Genomic DNA, 20331 nt, shown 5'->3' on the forward strand with positions numbered 1-20331 from the left:
GATTGATTTGCAGCCGACAGGCACGTCCCGCCCTTGTTCGATTGCCAGAGGGCGCGGACCCCAGTTCTCAAGCTTCTATGAGCTAACAGGCTCCTGCTAGCCGCGCCTGTTTTTCAGTCAGGATAGGCGTGTCACCAACAGCTGGTTAATGCGGAAGCCTTCAACATCCACCACTTCAAACCGGAAACCACATTCATCCACCCGGTCCGTTTTACGGGCCATACGGCGCAGGCGATGCATCACAAATCCGCTGATCGTATCAAACTGATCGCTGCCCGGAAGTTCGAGCAAATGCAGTTCACGCATTACGTCGCCAATGGGGGCCGCGCCATCCACCAGCCATGAATTTTCATCACGCCGCACAATAGCCTGTTCTTCAAACGGGTTGGCCAACCCGTCCATCAGGGCACCCATAATGTCTTTGAAGGTAATCAGGCCCACAACCAGCCCATATTCACTGACAATCAGCGCAAACCCCACACCGTGGGTATCAAACTGGGCCAGTGTATCCCACAGGTTCAGGGTTTCGGGCACGGACAGTACATCCCGCCGCATACGGAAAATGGGGTTGGGAAGGGGGGAGTCCTCGGGTGCGGGAATCAGGCTTGGGTCCACAACGGAGGCAAGAACGTCTTCTGAACGGATGGAACCAATGACTTTATCCAGCCCGCCATTGCACAAAGGATACCGGGAATACGGCTTGGCGCGGACCTTTTCATAATTGCTCTGTGCTGTGTCCTGCACATCCAGATAAACAATTTCGTCCCGCGGGGTCATGGCCGATGTTACTGAACGGTCCTGCAAGCCAAGCACGTTCTGGATCATCTGGTGCTCTTGTTCAAGCAGTACGCCAGAGGCTGTGCCTGCTGCTAGAATCGCCCGCAAATCTTCCGGCGTGACAGGTTCTACTGCCGATGCTGCCGGGATTTTCAAGGCCCGCAGCACCACGTCTGATACTTTGGAGAAAATCCAGACAAAGGGATAAAGCACCCGAAGGGCAAATTTGGGAAACCAGCCAATAGCCAGCGCAACCTTGTCTGGCGCATTCATGGCAACGCGTTTGGGCAGCAGGTCGGCAAAAAGCACAAATACGCCCGTTACCAGCACAAAGCTGAACGCAGCTCCCAGTTTTTCGGATAATCCGCTGGAAAGCCCCCACTGCATTAACAGGGCCGCACTGGGGGGGGACAGCATTTCTGAACTGACAATACCGCCCAGAATACCAACACCGTTCAGGCAGATTTGCAGAACAGTAATGACCTGACCACTATTGCGGCGCAGGGCCAGAAACGCCTGTGCCCGCTTGTCCCCTGCTTCTGCGCGTGAGCGTAGCCGGACTTCTCGCGCAGCCGCGAAGGAAATTTCCGACAGGGAAATCAGGATGCTGACCGCAATCAGCAGGACAAGGGCCACAATGCCCATCAGGAACAGGATCAAGAGAAAACTCTGCAAACGAGAGAAAAAGGAAGGTATCACTTCCTATTATACCCTGTGCTGCGTGTATCGGCTAGGGTAAGAGGCAGGTTAAACAGGAAAGTAAAGAAACTCTGTCGCAGGTATAAATGGCTTAGTGGGCGTGGGCCGGGGCTGGTCGTTTCTGTGCACAGGCAGCGCAGAGCCCTTCAATTTCAACTGACGCGCTTTGAATAACAAATCCCTCCGCCCGGCAGGTGGCCCGAACGGCATCCAGAATGGCGGGTGTGCTGATTTCTGTCACATTTTTGCAGGACCGGCAGATCAGAAACTGCGCCGTATGCAGACACATATCATCATGATGGTGGTCATGCGCACAATCATGGGCGTGGTCATTATGGAGCAGATGCGTGCACGCAACAAATGCTGACAGCTTTTCGATACGATGTATCAACCCATGTTCCAGCAGAAAATCGAGCGCCCGGTAAACGGTAGGTGGGGCCGGTTTGCGCTCAGGCGACTTGATCTGCTCAAGCAGGTCATACGCCCCAACGGGCGTGGGGGCGTCCAGAATCAGGCCAAGAATTTCACGGCGTTGCTGTGTCAGGCGTGCGCCCTGCCGGGTGCATAGCCCTTCTGCGCGGTCTAGCAAGGCTTGCGTGGCCGGAGAGAAATTGTCAGGAGAAGCAGGCTGCATGGCAGATTTCATGGTCATTATCCGTTCTGGGCCTATCTTAGCCATGCAGGCGCGTGAAGGCAAAACTGTTGGCAGCGACTGTTCTGGCCCAGAATACACTATGTTATATTATCACATCTAGTGTTAGGAAGGCAGCCTGCCCGGTGGGGGCAGAAACCGGGGTGAGTCTGTATCTTATGCGTCTAGCCATGTCATGTGTGTCCGGCCTGATGGTATCCTGCCTGACTGTTGTGCCTTCCTATGCCCAGACAGTTGCCCCCACGACGACACACACCACGCTGACAGCCGTTGCAGCAGAAAACACATGGGGTGATCTGGCCGCCCAGGTGGCAGAACCAGACATTCACGTCACCTCCATTCTGACGACACCCACGATTGACCCGCATCTTTACGAGCCCAGCCCGGCAGAAGCGCGCCGTGTGCATGATGCCACGCTTCTGGTTGCCAACGGGGCCGGATACGACGCGTGGATGGAGCATCTGGCCAGCGCGCGCTCAACTCCGGCTCCGATGGTGCGGGCCGATAGCTGGGGCGGCTGGCATAAAGGCGACAATACGCATTTATGGTATAATCTAGCAGCTGTGGCGGCATTTGTTGGCCATTTTACAGCACTGTGCCAGCAGGTTGATCCGGCCCATACGGCAGGCTACACCGCACGCAGTCAGACACTGCTTGCTGCGATTGATGCTGTTCGGGCGCATATTGCAGCCCTAAGACCTAAAATAGAGGGGCAACCTGTGGCCGCGACCGAGCCTGTTTTTACGCCCCTTGCCGATAGTCTGGGGCTGGTGATGAAAGAACGGGCGTTTCAACAGGCTATCATGAATGATGTGGAACCACCCGCGTCGGCTGTTGCTGCATTTGATGATGATATCCGCCAGCGCCGGGTGCGGCTGGTGGCCTATAACGCTCAGGCTGACAGACCATCGGTTCAGCGGCTTATTGCCAGCGCAAAGCAGGTTGGTATTCCTGTGCTGCCCGTGCTTGAAATCATGCCAGCGGGCGAACATTGGCAAACATGGGTTGACCAGACCGTGACAAACGTAGCGGATGCTTTGGGCGTTACACCGTGATCCTGCCTGCGCTTGAGGTCGATCATGTCACGCTGGCACGGGGTGGGCAGGTGGTGTTGCAAGACATTACCTTTGCTATCCCCAAAGGCAGTTTCGTCGTCGTTCTGGGCGCGAATGGCGCAGGGAAAACCACGCTGTTCCGTGGGCTGCTTGGTCTTGAACCCAGCCACACGGGTACTTTGCGGGTTAACGGAATACCGGTGCACAGGGGCAGCCCCGCTATCGGGTATATGCCGCAAATGCGGAAACTGGTGGGCGGTCAGTTAAGTGGCTGGAGCATGGTTGCCGCGGCCCGCCGGGGGCAGAAATGGGGCTTGCCCTGGTGTGGGCGCGCAGGCCGTGCTGCAGTAAAGGCGGCTCTTGAGGCTGTAGATGCAGTCGATCTGGCCCGTAAACCAGTCGGTACGCTTTCCGGGGGGCAAAGGCAGCGGTTGCTTCTGGCCCAGACATTGCTGGATGATCCGTCCCTACTTTTGCTTGATGAACCTCTGGCCAGCCTTGATCCCGCCCGTATGAGAGAAACTGCATTGCGCATCCATACGCTGGCGCAGACTCGCGGTATGACTGTCCTAATGTCGGCTCATGATATCAATCCGTTATTGGGGTTGATGGACCACGTGCTGTATCTGGCGCGTGGCAAAGCCTTGCTGGGCACTGTGGATGACGTCATTACCACACAGGCTTTGACAGCCCTGTATGGTGCCCCGGTTGATGTGGTGCGGGCTGGTGGCCGTGTCTTTGTTGTGGCGGAGGGCGGCGGTGCTGCACTGCAACCCCATGACTGCACCGGGGGCCACACGCATGCTTGATTATGACTTCATGCGCACCGCGTTTCTGGCAGCATTTCTGGTCGCGATTGTCTGCGGGCCAGTAGGTTGGTTTCTGGTCTTACGTGGCCAGACGTTTGCCAGCCACGCACTGTCCCATGTCGGGTTTGCCGGTGCTACCGGGGCGTTGCTTGTTGGTGTTTCTCCGCTCGCGGGTTTAAGCACCGGGGCTTTGGTCGCTGGTATCCTGATGGGCTTTGCGGGCGACCGCGTTGCCGGGCGCGATGTTATGATCGGCCTAGTGCTGTCAGTTACCATGGGTGCGGGGGCGCTCTTTCTGCACTTTCTAACGCAATCCGCCAGCGCGGCTACGGCTCTTTTATTTGGCGATATTCTGGGTATCAGCAAAGGTATGCTGGGCTGGCTTGCCCTGCTGAGTGTCGGGTGTTTGTTGGCACTGGGTATTATGGCGCGCCCGCTGCTGTTCGCATCCCTTCAGCCCGAACTGGCTGAAGCCAAAGGTGTGCCCATGCGCCTGCTGGATGTGCTGTTTCTGGCGTTGGTGGCTCTTGCAACCGCCGAATGTGCGCAGATAACCGGCGTCCTTCTTGTGTTCACGCTTATGGTGGCCCCTGCTGCTACGGTCTTGCGGCTGGGTGTCGCGCCTCTGGCTGGGCTGATGCTGTCAGCGTTACTTGCGTTGTGTGAAGCGTGGGGCGGGCTAGTGCTGTCATGGCAGACAGATTACCCGACATCTTTCTGGATAGCGGCTCTGGGGGGTATTGGCTTTGTTGCAGCGGGTCTGTTTAGCCGCTTCGTCATGCGACAGACCACTTAAAAAGCGCGTCGATGCAGAGTAAAATAGGTCTTTAGAACGTCAGCCCACCCTCGCGTAAAGGTGCGGCAACTGGTGTAGGTAAACGGCTGATTACGATAACAGGCGGATTTACTGGGGCAGGGACCAGTCAAGCCAGGCCCAGAGTGCCAGCAGCACAAAAAGCACGGCATGCATGATAATCAGCGCCTTTAGGGTAATCACCGGCACGTCGTATTGCGGCTTGTTTTTTGGTGCGGCCATGACGATTGGTTCCTGTTTCTTCAAGGCTCTGGGGTTATCAAACGACCAGGCTGATTAGCCCATCATAGGCGGCGTTCCAGCCGCCGTCCATGCCCCGCTTATTCCGGTGCGTGTGGCAGGTGATGGTAGGCCCGGTTGAAATAGACCAACCCCCCAACATTCTGGTTAATGCGCAGGGCCTCGACAATGCCGAACATGACGCTGTGGGTGCCGACCTCAACAATCTGGCTGATGCAGCAGTCAAACGTGGCTACGGCTTCTTCCAGCACAGGGGCCCCTGTTGCAAGCGTTGTCCAGTGGCCAATTGTAAAGCGCTCTTCCATGCTGTTTGGGCTGGCAAAATGGTTGGACAGCGCCTGCTGCGCGGAAGAAAGGACGTTCACACACAGCGGGCCGCCTTCCACAAATGCGGGGCGGGCGCGGCTATCGCGTTTCAGGCACACAAGCAGAGTCGGGGGTGTATCCGTGACCGAGCACACGGCCGATGCCGTGAAGCCAACCGGGTCGGTGCGCGTTCCTGTGGTCACAATGTTCACAGCTGCGCCAAGTCTGGACATTGCATCACGGAAGGCGCTGGTGTCCAAAGCCAACATCTGCTCTCCTTTAATCCCTCTTTTAAGCAGAGTGTTTTGTGCATGAATAAAGAAGGAAAGCAATGACTGAGGAAAGCCTTTCAGGCACATCCAGTGTCAAAACCCGCCGCACAGGGCATATGGGCCGCATTATACTTGATAGCCCAAAGCGCTTGAATGCTGTTGATCTCGACATGGCAGAAGGCATTGCCCGTACCCTGGAGGCATGGCGCAATGACCCAAACGTCGCGGTTGTCGTGCTCGAAAGTTCGTCCCCTCGCGCCTTTTGTGCAGGGGGGGATCTGAAAAGAATATGCGAACTGCTACAGATTGAAGGTGCTGATGAAGCCTTCCGGCAGATGAGCCGGGTTTACGCCATCATGCAGCAGATTGCCGCGTACCCCAAGCCAACCGTGTCAGTTCTGGACGGAATTGCCATGGGTGGCGGGATAGGGCTGGGTGGTCACGCAACCTACCGGATTGTGACGGAACGCTCCGTTGTGGCCATGCCCGAGACAGCCATTGGCCTGACGCCAGATGCTGGCGGGTCCTGGATATTAAGCCGAGCCCCCGGCTTTTCCGGTTTGCGGGGTGCCGTAACCGGTAACCGTATGGATGGTCAGGCAGCCATAACAATGGGCTTTGCAGACACATTGATTGCGTCAGAAGCGCTGCCAACTTTTCTTGATCAGTTGGCTGACAAAGTGCCGGAAGATGTCTTTACAGTGACCCCGCCAGCCTCACAAAGCGTGTCCGTTCAAAGTCTGGATACGTGTTACAATGCCCCCGATCTGGACCATGCCATACGCAACCTGACCGAGCACGACAGTGAAGAGGCCCGTCAGGATCTTGACGCTTTATCCCGTGCGTGTCCGTTTTCCGTGCAGCTTGCTTGGGGTGCGTGGCACCGAGCACGGTTCCTTTCATCTCTTTCAGAAGCATTTCAACAGGAGACGGCTCTTGTGAACTGTCTGATACGCCGGGCCGATTTTGCTGAGGGCGTGCGGGCACGACTGATTGATCGGGATAATGCGCCGCGCTGGCACCCCCGGACATTGGCGGAATTAGACAGAAGTGAGGTCGAAGCCTGCTTTAAGCAGGTGTCGTAATCAGCTGATTGAGCAGTAGAAATGCGACTAGTAAAAAACGTGGGGCCCTGAATACGGGGATGTGCCTGAAATAGACGGGATGCGTCTTTGATTATGGCGTGAAGGGCAGCCCATTTCAGGCCAAAAGCCTTGTGACGCTGCTATTTGCTTTTTCAAAGCACAACCCGCTTCGCAGAAGGGCGGGCAGCCTAAAGCTGGTTTTTATCCAGCTTCCCCCGCAGGTTAGAGCCGAGCTATTTACTCGTTTTGGGAGAGGGATGCTGGTTCAGCAAAGCCTGCCACTGTTCATAGACTGCCCGAACAGTGGGGGAAGGGCAGCGCCCTTCCTGTTTCCCATGTGCCTGATAGTGCGCTTGGCCTGATGGCCAGTCGCCTAACCTGACTGCAACTGCCACGTCTGTGTTCTGTTGCAGATACCAGTCTTCCTGAAAATCAGACCCAAAACCACCGCGTTCTTCCTGATATCCAATCTGAAGAAAGTGACTCAACCCAGAGTCAAACTCTCCGTCCTGTACAGCCTGTGCAACATCAGGGTTGGCGGTCAGGTAGGCGGCTTCATCAAAAGGAAGCTGCGCGAGATAAGACTGGAGCAGAAAAGAAAAAACGGCCTGCGGTACAGCCAGAGTCGGCTGACTGGCATCAAAAGGATTAAACCCGAGCGCTTCGGAAAGAATGGTGGCAGGAATCATGCGGAGGGATATTTCTTAATGAATGGTTAACCAAATGTGATTATTTTCTTAATATCCGTCAACCAGAGACCGAGGCAGCAGGGGACTGAAAAGGAGGACAACTTTTTGGAAAACAGGCTGCATGCTAGAAGTCTTGACCAGCATTGTTTGAGGAAAAGCGGACACAGAGATGATAGAATTTACAGACATACAGGCCGTGCATCGGCTGGAAGTCGCAACAATTCTGTCACCTGAATTTACAATGCCTGTGCCGCATGTGCAGAATTTGCATCTTATCCCGCAGCCCATTCTGGACGCGATGCGACCGGGTTGGCTGACAGGGCATCATGCGCCGCGTCCCGTCACACTCACAAAACTGTTCGATGTCTTTGTGACTGAAGAAGGTCTGGTTTTTACGGCTGAAAAAAAGCTGATTACGCAAAGTGTAACGCAGCACACGCAGGATGAATGTCACCGTGCCTTTATGCGTGTGCAGTCAGCGCACAGCGTGCCTGAAATCAGACCTTCTGCGCTGTTGCTCCGTAAACGAGGGGACCATAATTACGGGCATTGGTTAATAGAGGTTCTACCCAAACTCTGGGTGGCGGAACAGTATATGGAACGTCCCATTTTGGTTGTGCCTGAATTGAGCGCGGCCATGACCCATGTTGTCCGTGATTCCATAGCTCTGTCATCCCATTATCAGCCAGAATTTTTGACCATGCGGAATGACGATGTCTGTTTTTTCAAAGAACTGGTCATGGTCAATGGCCTTACCGACCATGGGGTCTATATGTCTCCGCTGGTTTTTGCTCGCACTGACGCCATGCGGGCATGTGTGCCAAATGGATCCCCCCAGAACCTGTATGTGAAACGTTCAAACAGTAACCGCCAGCTTACGGACTATGCTGATATTGAGGCAATGCTGAACAGGCATGGCTTTAAAGGGGTTGATCCCTCAGAACTGACCTTTCTTGAGCAGATAAAGGTTTTTAAGGCTGCGCGCATTGTGGTGGGGGTTATGGGGGCTGGCCTGACGAATATCGTGTTCTGTTCCCCGTCGGCCAAAATCATCACGCTGGCCCCCGCCACCATGCCGGACACGTTTTTTGCTTTTATTGCTGCTTTACGCGGGCTTGATTATCATGAAGTACGCGGGCCGATGCGGGAGGAGCAAACAACCGGGTGGGATGAACCTTTTTCAATCATGCCATCCCAGATTGAGGCCCTTCTTGCAGCCTGACGTTATCCGAACACCGCATTGCGATGCGGCACGGCAACGGTGACGCCTGCATTGGCTCCCGGAATATCAGGAGAAAGCTGAAGCGGTCCGTAGCGGTGGAAAAAGCCGGGAACGGACGTAATGATGTAAGCAGCCTGCTGTAGGCAGGAGACCACACGTTCCCGCGCCAGGCAGGCTTCTTCCGGGTGTGGCACTGTGCTGATGATATCGGCAGCATTTCGCAATTTGGCGGCAGTCTGTTCCGGGGCCTGATGCAAGGTCTTGAATGATTTCAGGGCATCCATAAGGGCCTCATGAGCAGACGGTGCCAGCGTGGTGTGGCCTGCATTCCAGCGGAGGCGAACAATCAGCCGTCCAAGGGACAGTGCTGCGAAGGCTGCATCTGTATATCCTTTCCGGTCCACACTTTCATCCAGAAAGGAAAGACGCATCATCAAACGGCTGATTTTCTGAAGTTGCATGCCTTCCCACGCAGCCCATAAAATGGGCTTGTTCTGCCGCGCTGCGGCCAGTTGCTGCACACTACGGGTAAGCGATGTGACAAGTCGTGCTGCATCCAGCCTGTGGTCGGCTGGCAGAATAACGCGGAACACCAGCACAAGCAGCACGCAGGCTGCCGCCATGGTCATCCAGTTATTGGTCAGCGTCATGTCATCATACACAATCGGGTTGGTGACAGACAGCATCATGGTAAAAAACACGGCGTACCCAAACGCGCCAATGCTGTAGCGCGGATGAAACTGTAACCAGACCCCCGGCAGCAGAAAAACACAGACTGTCACCCATAAAAGCGGATAACCATCAATGCGTGGCAAGCCGATCACATGGCACAAAAAACTGGCCGGAATAGCCAACGCAGTACCCATTGCCATCAGCGGACTGGTTTTTGCGGCAGACGGCGTTGTGGAGAGCAGGCTGGAGGCGGCCACAACAAACATCATCAACATAGGGCCAGTGCTCCAGTGTAGCACGTACCATAACAGACCAGCCAGTAACGCAATAAATGTGCCCCGTGCGCCGTTACGCAGCGCCATAGGCCATTCCAGATACGTCCCCATTTTGAAAGATGCGCGGCCCGGCCGCCGGGTTGTGATATCGCTAAGGGCCATATCAAGTTGGCCCAGAACATCGCGTGTGTTGTCCAGTGATGCCAGAACAGTCGGGCTGGGGTTCTGGCGTTCCAATACAGCCAGCTTTTTCAGGGCATTGTGAATACAGTCAGAAATTGGGCGTGGGTCATTCTGCCAGTCAGGGCGCTCTGTCAGTTCCAGAATCTGGCGGAGTGTTTCTGAAACTTCCAGATGCACCTGACAGGATGCCCCATTAGCCAATGACAGATTCAGCCAGTAAGGATGATAGGTGACAATCAGCCCCGTCAGACGGCTTAACCCAACACGCAGACGGTTTACACGGGCCTGCATATCCCGGTCATCTGCTGCAGCATATTCGATGGCGGGCCCAAGCCCCGTCATGCGGGCCAGCAGACGGCCCCGGCTATCATAAAGGGGTTGCGGTAGTCCGCGAAAGGCCGGTGTGGAAGACGTGTTTTCCAAACCCGGCATCTGGTCTTCCATGGCATCAGCCGCCTGCGCGGGAGAGGAACGCGTGCTTTCCGCCGCATGAAATGACAATGCGTGACGCACGGTTTCCCGGAACGCATCGCCTAATGTGCTTAAAACCTGCGTGGGTTTACGCGGGGATGTGATCATGAACACAAAGGCAGTGACAACAACCCCGGTTGTCACTGCGGAAAGTCGGCCCATTGCGGCCAGAAAAATGGAATCAGGATGTGCAAATGCGGGCGAGGAAACAATGACAATGGTGTAGCCTGTCAGCACGGCTGCATAAGCGCGGAACAGCCGTAAAAACGTGGCAACCATACAGGCCAGACCAACAAAAAAAGCCAAAGCAGCAAAGTAAAGCACGGGTGACTGCACGAAAGCCGCCATGACCGCCACGCTGATTCCGGCCCCTATGACAGTACCAATCACGCGCCACATGCTTTTTGAAACCATGGCCCCCACAGTCGGGTTTGCCACAATCAGTACGGTTGTTGCTGCGCTCATGGGTGATTGAAGCTGGAAGGTAAATGCCAGAAACAACGCAATGCCAATCGACGCAAAAACACGGGCGGTATAGGCCGCTGTGGCGCAGGTGGCCCGCCACCGGTCGTCCTCGGTAAAGGTTGCGGGCAGGAGTGAACGGATCAGGGCTGAAAGAGTGTGCAGCATGGGCGTGCTTTTTAGGTCAACAGTCAGGCAGAAAAGGCAGGGCGAACAGCCAGAAGCTGGTCAAGTTGCTGAATAAGCGATCGGATATCCTCGGTGGCGACATCCTGTGTCATTGTCTGTTCCATCTGGGCGGCAACCTGATGGAACACAGCACATTTTTTCTGCCCGCTTTCTGTCAATATCAGCCGTTTGGCACGCCGATCCTGCGTATCAGGCTGTCGGGAAATCAGGCCTTCTTTTTCAAGCAGATCAAGCACCCGCACCAGCGCAGAACAGTCTGTATCCATGGCGGCCGCCAAATCACGCTGGGTTGCGCCGTCGGGCATCATCATCAGATAGGCCATGGGCCGCATCAGGGCGACGGTCATACCGTGGGGGCGTAAAGCGCGCTCCAACCCCGTGCGCCACGCAGCGGCCAGTCGCATGACACGAAATGTCAGCGCCATATCCCGAAATCGGGTTTCATCAAGGGCACATAAGCTGCGCAGAGCGTCCATCGGCCTGCTCCATAGTTAGCGTCATAATATTTGACATGAAAAATATATTGAAACGAATATAACAGAACGCCCTTAAGGGTCAACGCCACGCCCCTGTCACGCTTGAGGGAGAGTGGGGGTGCCGGTTTTATCCCCATATGACTGTGGCTTGGCCGCCGCACTTTGCGCACAGGCTGGCCTTCTAAAGCGCGTATTTTTTAAATCACTTGCATTGCGTGTTCGTGGGCTTAAAGACGGCGGCTCGCCTGTAATGGGCTGTAATCATACGCAGGAAAGCCGCAAGGCAGGAGAGCGCACGGTGTCTCAGAAATTTTCATCCCAGACCATGGTTGGGCTGGGGGCGTTATGCGCCGCAACCTTTACCGCCATTACAACGGAATTGGCCCCCATTGGCCTGATGCTGGAAATGGCCCGGACCTTTGGCGTGGGGGTGGGGCAGGTTGGGCTGGCAGTTAGCGCCTATGCGCTGATTGTTGCAGTTATTGCCGTACTGCTTACCCGGCTTACGGCTGGGGTTGACCGGAAAAAGCTGCTGCTGTCGGCTTTGAGCGGGTACGTTCTTACAAACGTAATCGGAGCAACTGCGCCCAGCTTTGCCGTGCTGTGCGTGGGGCGGGTTATCGGCGGTGCGTCGCATGCCCTGTTGATGTCCATGGTCTCAGCCTACGCAGCGCATCTGGTGCCAGAACGCCAGACGGGGCGGGCTATTTCCATTGTTTTTGGCGGTGCGTCGCTGGGGGGTGTTCTGGGCGTGCCGGGTGCCGCCGCTATCGGGCATTTTGCTGGATGGCGAATAGCGTTGTGGGTGGCGGCTGCATTGGCTGCCATTCTTACGCTGTTTATTGCGGCCTATCTGCCGCGGGTCGGGCATGCCGCTAAACCGGCTTCGTTGGTTATTGTGCGTGCGCCCGGTGCCATGCGTGCCTTTGTGCAGGCTATTCTAGCCAATGCCTTGTTCTTTCTGGCCCAGAACGTGCTGTACACTTACATTGCACCGGTGTTGATGGCGCACGGCCTTTCCGAGGCTTCGGTCAGTGTGGATTTGCTTGTTATTGGCGCCTGTAGCCTGTCTGGTCTGTGGGCGGCAGGGCTGGTGGTTGATAAAAGCCCGCGCATGGGTCTGCTCAGCGCCGGTGTGGTTATGATCGCCGGCATTACGCTTCTTTGCGGTGGCTTGGTCTCCGGGTTGATGACGGTTGCGGCGGCGGCGGTATGGTGTGCTGGTTATGCAGGGGTTATTCCCTTCATTATGTCAGGGGCAATCCGCACCCGTGCCACATCCGCTGATATTGCCGGGGCGGCCGTGAATAGTACCAGCAATATTGGTATTTTGCTGGGATCTGCTTTTGGGGGAAAATTGCTGGCATCTTACGGTGTTAGTGTATTGGCCCCCACCGCAATCGGCATAACGATTCTGACATTGCTGGTGGTTCTCTTCAGTCGTCAGGCATTTCCTGCCCACCTGCATGATCATTCAGATGGCATGTAGGGATAGACTGCTTTTATGTCCGGTATGGCACTGCCTGTCAGATTATAAAGTTTTTTGCGTTGGGTCGCTGGCTTCAGATATTCCAAACGCACTTAAAAACAGGGCCGACTTTTTTAGTCTGGCCCTATTTTTAAGTTAGGTCGTCAGTTGTTAGTCGAAACGGACTTTGTTGTTTCTGGTGGTGCTGTCGGCATTTCGGGGCCAGTGGTCGTCAGATTTTCATACTGGTCCGGGTTGGGTGGGCTATCAATACCCCCGACCGGCGTGGGGTGATGCAATCCTTCATACTGAAAGCCCGTAAACGTCATGGTCTGGTCAGGCGTTGGCAGCAGTTTGTCATTCCAGCCGCCGCCCAAGGCACGAACCATGCCAACTGCGGCCTGAAGCGCACGGGCCTGCACCTGTGCCTGTTCAATACGTGCATCAAGCGTATTAACCTGCGCAATCAGTGCATCCAGATACCCATCCGCGCCGCCTTTATACAATGTCATGGTTAAGGTCTGTGATTGCATGGCGGCATCAACGGCCTGCTTCAGGCGCGTGTTTTCGGCCCGAAGCCGTGCCGTCATGGACAGGCCGTTTTCTACATCCTTGAAAGCAGACAAGACCGCCATGCGATAATGGTCACGGGTTTCGCGGTAGTTTGACCATGTGCGTTGAAGTTGGGCTCTGCGCAGTCCACCTTCAAACAACGGCATGGTCACAGATGCCCCGTAAGACCACATGCTGTTTGCCAGATTGGCCAGATCAAACCCGTTCGCGTCAAAACCCCCATTCGCGTTGAACGACACATGCGGGTAGAACGCAGCGCGGGCAATGCCAATAGCCCGGTTGGCCTGCGCCATTTCACGCTCCGCCACGGCAATATCCGGGCGACGTTGAAGCAGTTCAGATGGCAGGCCTAACGGAAAAACAGGTTCTGCCGTATCCTGATGCGCAACTTCAGGAATGTGGAAAGAAGATGGTGACGCGTTAACCAACACAGCCAGAGCATGTTCCAGCACTTCGCGCTGGGCCTGAACATCCAGTTGGCGGGCCTGTGTCATGTAAAGCTGGTTTTTGGCGCGGGCTACGTCAATGCCGGTTGCATCCTGATTATCAAGCCGTGTTTGCGTCACACGTAGGGCCTGCTGATAATAGCTGATGGACTGCGTATAAATTGCGTTCTGGGCATCCAGCCCCCGCAGGGCAAAGTAATCAGTTGCCAGTTCGGCCTGTAGACTCAACCGGGCAGAGGCATATTGCGCAGCCTGTGCCTGCGCATAATATTTCTGGGCCCGCACACGGTTGCGAATGGAAGACCAGATATCTGGTTCCCAACTGGCCATGCCGCCGTAGAATTCATCGGTCGCAGTAATGGGCCCCTTGTAACGGAACAGTCTGTCAGACGAGCTTTTGTTGTTACTTGACCCAAAGGCCAGCGCAAAATGCGGCAATAGGTCAGACCGGGCTTCCATAACAATTGAGCGTGCCTGAATGAAGCGTTCCGCAGCAGCCTGCAAATCGGCATTACCAACCATGGCTTGTGCTTCAAGCGTGTTCAATGTTGGGTCTGTAAATAACGTCCACCAGTTAGACCGCATGACAGTTTCTTGCGGTTGCGCATCATGGAACAACCCTTGTCCATGCCAGGACGCAGGCACAATGAAGTGCGGAGCCTGATAGGTAGGGGCCAGATCACACGCGCTAAGGGCCGTGAGTGTGGCAAGTGCTGCTCCCTTCAGACTGTTTGTCTGAAACAGTTTTCTTTTTGAAAGAACACTATCTTTTGTAAGCACAAAGGCTTTCTTTCGGGCCGGTGCAACGGGGCGTGTTATGAGAATGCTCATTCGTCATCCTCCTCGTCATTGCTGGCAGTTGTTAAATATCCTTTCTCTGGCACACTTAACCGCACGGTCTGTCCTTCAAGAAGATCTGCCGGCGGGTTGTTTATAATATGGTCAGTCGGAATCAGACCTGCATCGACTTCCGTATAAGCATCTGACATACGACCGACAGTTATATTTTTATAATGTGCCTTGTTCTGAGCATCGACCGTGACAACCTGCATCCCTTTTTCCTGAAAGACCAAGGACCCGGTGGGAATTGTATAAACACCGCCTTCAGCAGGAGCAGACAGCGACACGGTGGCAAAGGTGCCGGGCCATAATTTCTGGTCAGCGTTGTCAATGGTGAATTCAGTAACGGCAGTACGGGTGTTGGGGTCATAGCCCTTGGCAATCGTCAGGAAGTTGGCAGTGAAAACCTGATTGGGGTACTGCGGTACTGTTACGCGTGCTTTCAGACCGGGCTTCAAAACGTAGGAGAAAACTTCCGGGACGGAGACAAAAAGTCGCATCTCATGCGTATCTGCCACGGTAAACAGTTCACTGGCCATGCCATTGGCGTTCAGATTGCCCCCGCCAGCACCAACATAATCCCCTACGCTAATGTTTCGGGCGGTCACAACACCATCAAATGGCGCAACAATTGTTTTGAATCGTTCAAGCGCGTCATAGTGGTCCACATTGTGCTGGGCGGCTTCTAACGCAGCCCGGGCAGACTGTTCATTTGCATTTTGAACAGAGACAGACTGCCCTGATACAGCCTGCGATTTTCCCATCGAACGCCAGCGATCAGCCGTAACGGTTGCTAGTCCATATTTGGCCTGCGCAACCTGAAGGTCGGCCTTAGCCTGTGCATATTGCGCGTCCAGACCGGGCGCATTGATTTCGGCCAGAATGTCCCCCTTTTTTACTGGCGCACCATAGTCTTTATACCACATTTTCACATAGCCAGAGACCTGCGCATAAATGGGTGCTTCATACCAGGCGTTGATATTTCCCGGCAGTGTCATGGCAAGGGTGGATGGTGCAGGCTTGGGCTGTACCACAGCCACATCCGGGACACTTGCATGCGTTGCATCAGCCTGCAAGGTGACCTGATTATGCAGGTGCTGTAGTTCCAGATACACCACATAGCCGACAAGCACACACAACAGGGAGCCGACAAACAGACGTTTTTTTGTAACTGTGGACATCAGACGGCCTCCTGCCCAATTTCATGGCCCGCTTCAGACGGGGTATGGTTTTTTGTATGAGAGTTCTTGTGAAAAATTGCATAAACACACGGCACAAAAAGAAGTGTTGAAACTGTTGCCAGAATCAGCCCTCCGATAACTGCCTTCCCCAGTGGCGCATTCTGCGAATTACTGGTTGCCATAGGCACCATACCAATCACCATGGCAGAAGCTGTCATGATAACCGGGCGGATGCGTCCAAACCCGGCCTCGACTGCGGCAACAAGCGCGTTACCGTGCAGGCCAAAACGCTCCTTGGCGAATGAGACGACCAGAATGGAATTTGCTGTCGCTGTGCCCATGCACATGATGGCACCCGTCAAAGCCGGCACGGAAAGACGTGTCTGGGTCAGGAACAGGCTCCAGGCAATCCCTGCCAGGGCCCCCGGCAGTGCAGAAATAATAATGAAAGGATCAATCCATGACTGGAAGTTGATAACAATCAGCATGTAGATCAGCACGATAGAAACAACCAGACCGGCAATCAGTTCAACATACGCCCCGTGCATGGTAACGGCTTGCCCACGGATATCGACAGCCGCTGTCTGTGGAAGGTCTTTTTTTGTGCTGGCGATAGTCTGTTTTACTTTTGCCAGAACAGACCCCAGATCCGTACCTTCAGTTGAAACATACACATCAATGTCCGGCATGGAATTGTAGTGGGAGACCTGCCCCGGTGTTCCTGTAGGTGTTACGGTGCTGATGCTACCCAGAAGCTGCATATCCGTACCTTTGGGGTCATTATCACCTTTATCAACCGGAATGGTCAGCAAATCATTATAGTGGGTCAGCTGATCTTGCGAGACATAGACGTTAAGCGGAAACGTAATACCTGTTTTCGGGTCAAGCCAGTATTGCGGGTCAACTGTCTGGCTGCCAGAAAGCGTCATCAGTTCATTGTTGGCAATATCCGCTTCTGTCATGCCTGTTGCCTGACCAAACGTACGGTTGCCCTGCACAAACAAGGTTGGCGTTTTCATGGTCTGTTGAATAACCACATCTGCCGTGCCGGGAATGGCGCGCAGTTTGTTCACCAAAAGACGGGCGTATTGGTAATTATCACGGATATCCGGGCCAGAAACCTGAATGTCGATGGGTGCTGGTGACCCGAAGTTGAGTATTTTTTCAGTCAGGTCTGCAGGCTGGAAGGTAAAGACGCTGCCGGGAAATTTGGCAGACAAATCGCTGCGTAGCAGTTTGCGATATGTCCAGACGGGAGATTCCTCATCCTTGAGCGAAATTGTCAGGTCACAATCCTGCGTGCCGATAGAGGGTGTCGGGATAAATGCCTGATTATGCGGGCCTTCAGGAAGCCCACAGTTGTTGATGATTCCAGAGACTTTTCCCGGAAGAATTTGCTGAATTCGGTCATCAACCAGAGAAACGACACGGCCTGTTGTTTCAATACGCATGCCAAGTGGGGTGCGCATGTGCATCTGCATCATGCCCGATTTCACTTCGGGGAAAAAATCTTGTCCGGATACCAGGAACAAGCCCAGTGAAAGGACAGATGCCCCCAGAAAGCCTAAGGCAAACACGCCACGTCGCGCAATGATACGTTCAAGCAGACGACCATAGCTGGCGCGGAAATTATGGAATGCGTGTTCAAACTTGTTCTGAAAACGCCCCAGAAAACCTTTGGGTAGGGCAAGATGTTCGTCACTGTGCAAACCGGGGTGAACCTGCCCAGCCAGAAGATATTTGGCCATGGTCGGAACCAGGGTGCGCGACAGAATGAAGGATGCCAGCATGGCATAAACAATGGCTTCTGCCATTGGCATGAACAGCCAGCCTGCAACGCCGCTTAACCGGAAAAGGGGTGTCCATACAATGCAGATACACAAGGTGGAGACCAGTGTTGGCACCACAATCTGGTTGGCTGCATCAATAATTGCGGGCTCTAGCGCTTTGCCTTCCTCAAGATGGGTATCAATGTTTTCAATCATGACGGTGGCGTCATCCACCAAAATCCCGACCGCCAGCGCCAGGCCACCAAGCGTCATGACATTGATGGTCTGCCCTGATAGCAGAAGGCAGATAATCGCCGTGAGAATGGCAAGTGGAATGGATGTGGCGATAATAAGGGTGGAACGCCATGACCCAAGAAACAGCAGAACCACAAGCCCTGTCAGAATGGCGGCCGTTACCATTTCACGCACCACATCCTTAATGGCGTCTTTCACAAAAATAGACGCATCACTCAGAATGGAAATATGCACGTCAGGGGGAACAAGTTTCTGGATACGTGGCAGAAGCTCCTTGGTGTGCGCCACAACATCCAACGTGGAAGCATCACCACTTTTCATGACAACAACTTCCACACCTTGCCGTCCCTGAACCAGAACAAGGTTGGTCTGTGGATGCCCGCCACGGTAAACCTGCGCGACGTCGTGCACATAAATAACGGCATTACCAACACGTTTTACCGGAATATCACCTAGTTCCTTCATGGACCGTGGGGTGGCGTTGGTCTGAACCATCCAGTCTGTTGTGGCTATCTTTTGGTCACCTGCCGGTAGAACGATGTTCTGTTTACGCAGTGCATTCTGCACGTCCATTGCGGAAAGATGATGTGCTTGTAACTGCTTCTGGTTCAGGGCAACCATAATAAAGCTGTCCATCCCGCCATAAGGATGCGGGAGAACCGCACCTGGCACCGTTACCAGAATTGGCCGAATACGCGTCATGGCGATTTTATACAGATCAGATGGTGTCTGTTTTTCAGACGTAATCTGAAGTGCCAGAACCGGAACAGACGATGCTTCCAGCCGCATGACCATGGGGGCTGGAATGTTATCCGGTAGCTGTTTGATAACCGTTTGCGAAATTGCTGTGACTTCAGCTTCGGCTTCCCCAATATCCGTGCCGGGCTGGAAGTAGATGTTGACGATGCTCCTACCATAATAGGAGCTGCTTTCCATGTGTTCGATACCCTCCACGGTGGAGGTTACGGCCAGTTCGTAATTATAGGTGATACGGCCAGCAAATTCTTCAGGCAGCATGCCACCGTATGTCCAGACCACGGATACGACGGGAATCCGGATATTCGGAAACACATCGGTCGGGGCATTGAAAAGGGACAGCACACCAAAAGCGAGAATAAGCAGCGACAAGACAATAAATGTGTAAGGTCGCTTCAGCGCCGTCACAACGATGGCATTCATGCGTTTCCTTCCTTGCTGGGGTCGGTGGAATTCAGCGCACGATAGAATTGCGGTTATGCAGAAATCTTTTAAAAAAAATATTATCGCGTTAAAAACTGTTTTATGAAAATTCTTTTTAAAAACAATACGATATAAATTTCTATTTAGGGAATCTCCTTATGTTTTTTTGTGCTTGTGTTTGTGCGCGCGTCTGGGTGCCTGCTAATGATCCGACAAAATAGGTGTGGTCATGCGTTCGCGGCCAGCTTACGCAGGCAGGCGATAATAGTAGGGAACCAGACATTGGGTCGTGTATGTCACCGCGTGACCTTTGTCGCACGGCGTGGTTTGGGTCTTGAAGAATGATGCAATCTGTGGCCAATGTTCAGCCGATGGTGTCCCGCAAGGGATGAAAAGGGAAGAACGGTGCGCGGCCCAAACCGCCAGTCCGTCGCTGCCCCCGCAACTGTAAGTGCGTGAAACCATTACCCTGTGAAGCCCCCTTGGGCGGGTCTCACACACCACCGGGCCATCCGTCTGGGAAGGGGGGTAATGTTGCCAGCCGCCCAAACCCAGATGGGTCGGGCGTGTCTGGCCCGGCACAAGCCAGGAGACCTGCCATCAGCATGATGTGTGACCCATGTGTCATGCCGTGTTGTGAGTTCATCAAGGTGTTGCGTCTGGCGGGGTGCCCGGATGTGTGACGATGCGTGACCTGTCACGTATGCTTTCATCCCATGTTGGAGAAAGCCCTGTTTTCTGCGCCCCGGCCTGCATGGGTTCTTGTGTTGAACCATGCCGTAACAGGAACCGGTATGCTGTCAGATACTCCTCCTTTGGTGGCCGATACGCAGCAAGTTCTGCCAGTTGTGCATATCTGTGTGACGTGTCGTCGCGGCGGCCCTGCCATGGATACGCCGCCGGGTGCGCAACTTTATGACCGGCTGGTTGCGCTTCTGGCGCAGGAAGAGGCACATCCTGACGGTTCACAGTATTGCGATGGTGGAATTGCGGGGGCTGACGGTGTCACGCGAGAAATTCCGGTAATTGTAAAACCAGTCCAATGTCTGGCGGCCTGTGACCGGGGCTGCACAGCCGCTATTGCCATGCACGGCCACTGGACGTGGCTTTTAGGCCATCTGGGGCCAGAAAAGGCGGAAGACCTGCTTGTGTATGCCCGTCTCTATGCAGCCTCTAAAAAAGGGACTGTCATGCCATCGCGGCGTCCGGCCTCGCTTTCTGATATGGTGCTTGGGCGCGTGCCTGCATCACTTTACCAAGAACAGGAATAAG

General features: G+C 54.4%; 17 protein-coding genes and 1 riboswitch. Of the genes, 7 read left to right on the forward strand and 10 right to left on the reverse strand.

The window, feature by feature from the left end; translation table 11 throughout:
- Nucleotides 1-117 precede the first annotated feature (117 nt).
- Both Abin_RS14490 and Abin_RS14495 read right to left on the reverse strand, forming a co-directional pair.
- Nucleotides 118-1437: a hemolysin family protein gene (locus Abin_RS14490; RefSeq protein WP_048848204.1), complete on the reverse strand. Its 1320-nt coding sequence runs from the start codon at nt 1435-1437 to the stop codon at nt 118-120.
- A 130-nt stretch (nt 1438-1567) separates the two neighbouring features.
- Nucleotides 1568-2128, reverse strand: coding sequence for a transcriptional repressor (locus tag Abin_RS14495; RefSeq protein WP_371862218.1), 561 nt, complete (start codon nt 2126-2128; stop codon nt 1568-1570).
- Nucleotides 2129-2178: 50 nt separating this feature from the next.
- Between Abin_RS14495 and Abin_RS14500 the strand changes: the two genes are divergently transcribed.
- Genes Abin_RS14500 through Abin_RS14510 form a run of 3 tightly spaced genes read left to right on the forward strand, consistent with a single transcriptional unit; the run spans nt 2179 to nt 4788 of the window.
- A complete protein-coding gene (locus Abin_RS14500; RefSeq protein ID WP_255319344.1) occupies nt 2179-3183 on the forward strand; it encodes a metal ABC transporter solute-binding protein, Zn/Mn family in 1005 nt (334 codons plus the stop codon).
- On the forward strand, nt 3180-3992 hold the full coding sequence (locus Abin_RS14505; RefSeq protein ID WP_255319345.1) for a metal ABC transporter ATP-binding protein: 813 nt from the start codon (nt 3180-3182) through the stop codon (nt 3990-3992). The genes Abin_RS14500 and Abin_RS14505 overlap by 4 nt, the downstream gene beginning before the upstream one ends.
- Nucleotides 3985-4788: a metal ABC transporter permease gene (locus tag Abin_RS14510; protein WP_048848209.1), complete on the forward strand. Its 804-nt coding sequence runs from the start codon at nt 3985-3987 to the stop codon at nt 4786-4788. Before Abin_RS14505 ends, Abin_RS14510 begins: the two co-directional genes overlap by 8 nt.
- A gap of 108 nt (nt 4789-4896) precedes the next feature.
- On the opposite strand, the gene Abin_RS15970 is transcribed toward Abin_RS14510, so the two are convergent.
- Together Abin_RS15970 and Abin_RS14515 are read right to left on the reverse strand one after the other, a co-directional pair.
- Nucleotides 4897-5028: a hypothetical protein gene (locus Abin_RS15970; protein ID WP_255319346.1), complete on the reverse strand. Its 132-nt coding sequence runs from the start codon at nt 5026-5028 to the stop codon at nt 4897-4899.
- A gap of 98 nt (nt 5029-5126) precedes the next feature.
- Nucleotides 5127-5621, reverse strand: a complete 495-nt coding sequence (locus Abin_RS14515; RefSeq protein WP_048848211.1) for a flavin reductase — start codon at nt 5619-5621, stop codon at nt 5127-5129.
- A 62-nt stretch (nt 5622-5683) separates the two neighbouring features.
- Between Abin_RS14515 and Abin_RS14520 the strand changes: the two genes are divergently transcribed.
- Nucleotides 5684-6709 carry an enoyl-CoA hydratase/isomerase family protein gene (locus Abin_RS14520; RefSeq protein ID WP_048848214.1) on the forward strand — a complete coding sequence of 342 codons (1026 nt, stop codon included), beginning with the start codon at nt 5684-5686 and terminating at the stop codon, nt 6707-6709.
- Between the two features lie 233 nt (nt 6710-6942).
- Here the strand turns inward: Abin_RS14520 and Abin_RS14525 are convergent, their stop codons facing one another.
- A complete protein-coding gene (locus tag Abin_RS14525; protein ID WP_048848216.1) occupies nt 6943-7398 on the reverse strand; it encodes a hypothetical protein in 456 nt (151 codons plus the stop codon).
- 169 nt (nt 7399-7567) lie between these two features.
- Between Abin_RS14525 and Abin_RS14530 the strand changes: the two genes are divergently transcribed.
- A complete protein-coding gene (locus tag Abin_RS14530; RefSeq protein ID WP_048848218.1) occupies nt 7568-8620 on the forward strand; it encodes a glycosyltransferase family 61 protein in 1053 nt (350 codons plus the stop codon).
- Between the two features lie 2 nt (nt 8621-8622).
- Here Abin_RS14530 and Abin_RS14535 read toward each other — a convergent pair whose 3' ends face one another.
- Together Abin_RS14535 and Abin_RS14540 are read right to left on the reverse strand one after the other, a co-directional pair.
- Nucleotides 8623-10851: an FUSC family protein gene (locus tag Abin_RS14535; RefSeq protein WP_048848220.1), complete on the reverse strand. Its 2229-nt coding sequence runs from the start codon at nt 10849-10851 to the stop codon at nt 8623-8625.
- Between the two features lie 23 nt (nt 10852-10874).
- Nucleotides 10875-11348, reverse strand: a complete 474-nt coding sequence (locus tag Abin_RS14540; RefSeq protein ID WP_084593681.1) for a MarR family winged helix-turn-helix transcriptional regulator — start codon at nt 11346-11348, stop codon at nt 10875-10877.
- A gap of 118 nt (nt 11349-11466) precedes the next feature.
- Here Abin_RS14540 and Abin_RS14545 point away from each other — a divergent pair, with 118 nt between their 5' ends.
- The gene (locus Abin_RS14545; protein ID WP_255319347.1) at nt 11467-12837 is read left to right on the forward strand and encodes an MFS transporter; all 1371 of its coding nucleotides are present in this window, start codon (nt 11467-11469) and stop codon (nt 12835-12837) included.
- Nucleotides 12838-12980: 143 nt separating this feature from the next.
- On the opposite strand, the gene Abin_RS14550 is transcribed toward Abin_RS14545, so the two are convergent.
- The 3 genes from Abin_RS14550 to Abin_RS14560 are packed head-to-tail and all read right to left on the reverse strand — an operon-like array spanning nt 12981 to nt 19059.
- Nucleotides 12981-14666, reverse strand: coding sequence for an efflux transporter outer membrane subunit (locus tag Abin_RS14550; RefSeq protein ID WP_084593682.1), 1686 nt, complete (start codon nt 14664-14666; stop codon nt 12981-12983).
- Nucleotides 14663-15856, reverse strand: a complete 1194-nt coding sequence (locus Abin_RS14555; RefSeq protein ID WP_048848221.1) for an efflux RND transporter periplasmic adaptor subunit — start codon at nt 15854-15856, stop codon at nt 14663-14665. Before Abin_RS14555 ends, Abin_RS14550 begins: the two co-directional genes overlap by 4 nt.
- A complete protein-coding gene (locus Abin_RS14560; protein WP_048848223.1) occupies nt 15856-19059 on the reverse strand; it encodes an efflux RND transporter permease subunit in 3204 nt (1067 codons plus the stop codon). The genes Abin_RS14555 and Abin_RS14560 overlap by 1 nt, the downstream gene beginning before the upstream one ends.
- Before the next feature lie 355 nt (nt 19060-19414).
- Nucleotides 19415-19675, forward strand: a riboswitch (cobalamin riboswitch).
- A 178-nt stretch (nt 19676-19853) separates the two neighbouring features.
- Between Abin_RS14560 and Abin_RS14565 the strand changes: the two genes are divergently transcribed.
- A complete protein-coding gene (locus Abin_RS14565) occupies nt 19854-20330 on the forward strand; it encodes a DUF1636 family protein (protein ID WP_048848225.1) in 477 nt (158 codons plus the stop codon).
- Nucleotide 20331 lies beyond the last annotated feature (1 nt).

This window comes from Acetobacter indonesiensis, from assembly GCF_000963945.1.
Taxonomy (GTDB): Bacteria; Pseudomonadota; Alphaproteobacteria; order Acetobacterales; family Acetobacteraceae; genus Acetobacter; species Acetobacter indonesiensis.

Coding starts and splice junctions, on each gene's coding strand:
- Abin_RS14495 (WP_371862218.1), bottom strand. CDS start 2,128: ATGACCATGAAATCTGCCATGCAGCCTGCTTCTCCTGACAATTTCTCT.
- Abin_RS14510 (WP_048848209.1), top strand. CDS start 3,985: ATGCTTGATTATGACTTCATGCGCACCGCGTTTCTGGCAGCATTTCTG.
- Abin_RS15970 (WP_255319346.1), bottom strand. CDS start 5,028: ATGGCCGCACCAAAAAACAAGCCGCAATACGACGTGCCGGTGATTACC.
- Abin_RS14515 (WP_048848211.1), bottom strand. CDS start 5,621: ATGTTGGCTTTGGACACCAGCGCCTTCCGTGATGCAATGTCCAGACTT.
- Abin_RS14520 (WP_048848214.1), top strand. CDS start 5,684: ATGACTGAGGAAAGCCTTTCAGGCACATCCAGTGTCAAAACCCGCCGC.
- Abin_RS14525 (WP_048848216.1), bottom strand. CDS start 7,398: ATGATTCCTGCCACCATTCTTTCCGAAGCGCTCGGGTTTAATCCTTTT.
- Abin_RS14530 (WP_048848218.1), top strand. CDS start 7,568: ATGATAGAATTTACAGACATACAGGCCGTGCATCGGCTGGAAGTCGCA.
- Abin_RS14535 (WP_048848220.1), bottom strand. CDS start 10,851: ATGCTGCACACTCTTTCAGCCCTGATCCGTTCACTCCTGCCCGCAACC.
- Abin_RS14540 (WP_084593681.1), bottom strand. CDS start 11,348: ATGGACGCTCTGCGCAGCTTATGTGCCCTTGATGAAACCCGATTTCGG.
- Abin_RS14550 (WP_084593682.1), bottom strand. CDS start 14,666: ATGAGCATTCTCATAACACGCCCCGTTGCACCGGCCCGAAAGAAAGCC.
- Abin_RS14555 (WP_048848221.1), bottom strand. CDS start 15,856: ATGTCCACAGTTACAAAAAAACGTCTGTTTGTCGGCTCCCTGTTGTGT.
- Abin_RS14560 (WP_048848223.1), bottom strand. CDS start 19,059: ATGAATGCCATCGTTGTGACGGCGCTGAAGCGACCTTACACATTTATT.
- Abin_RS14565 (WP_048848225.1), top strand. CDS start 19,854: ATGCTGTCAGATACTCCTCCTTTGGTGGCCGATACGCAGCAAGTTCTG.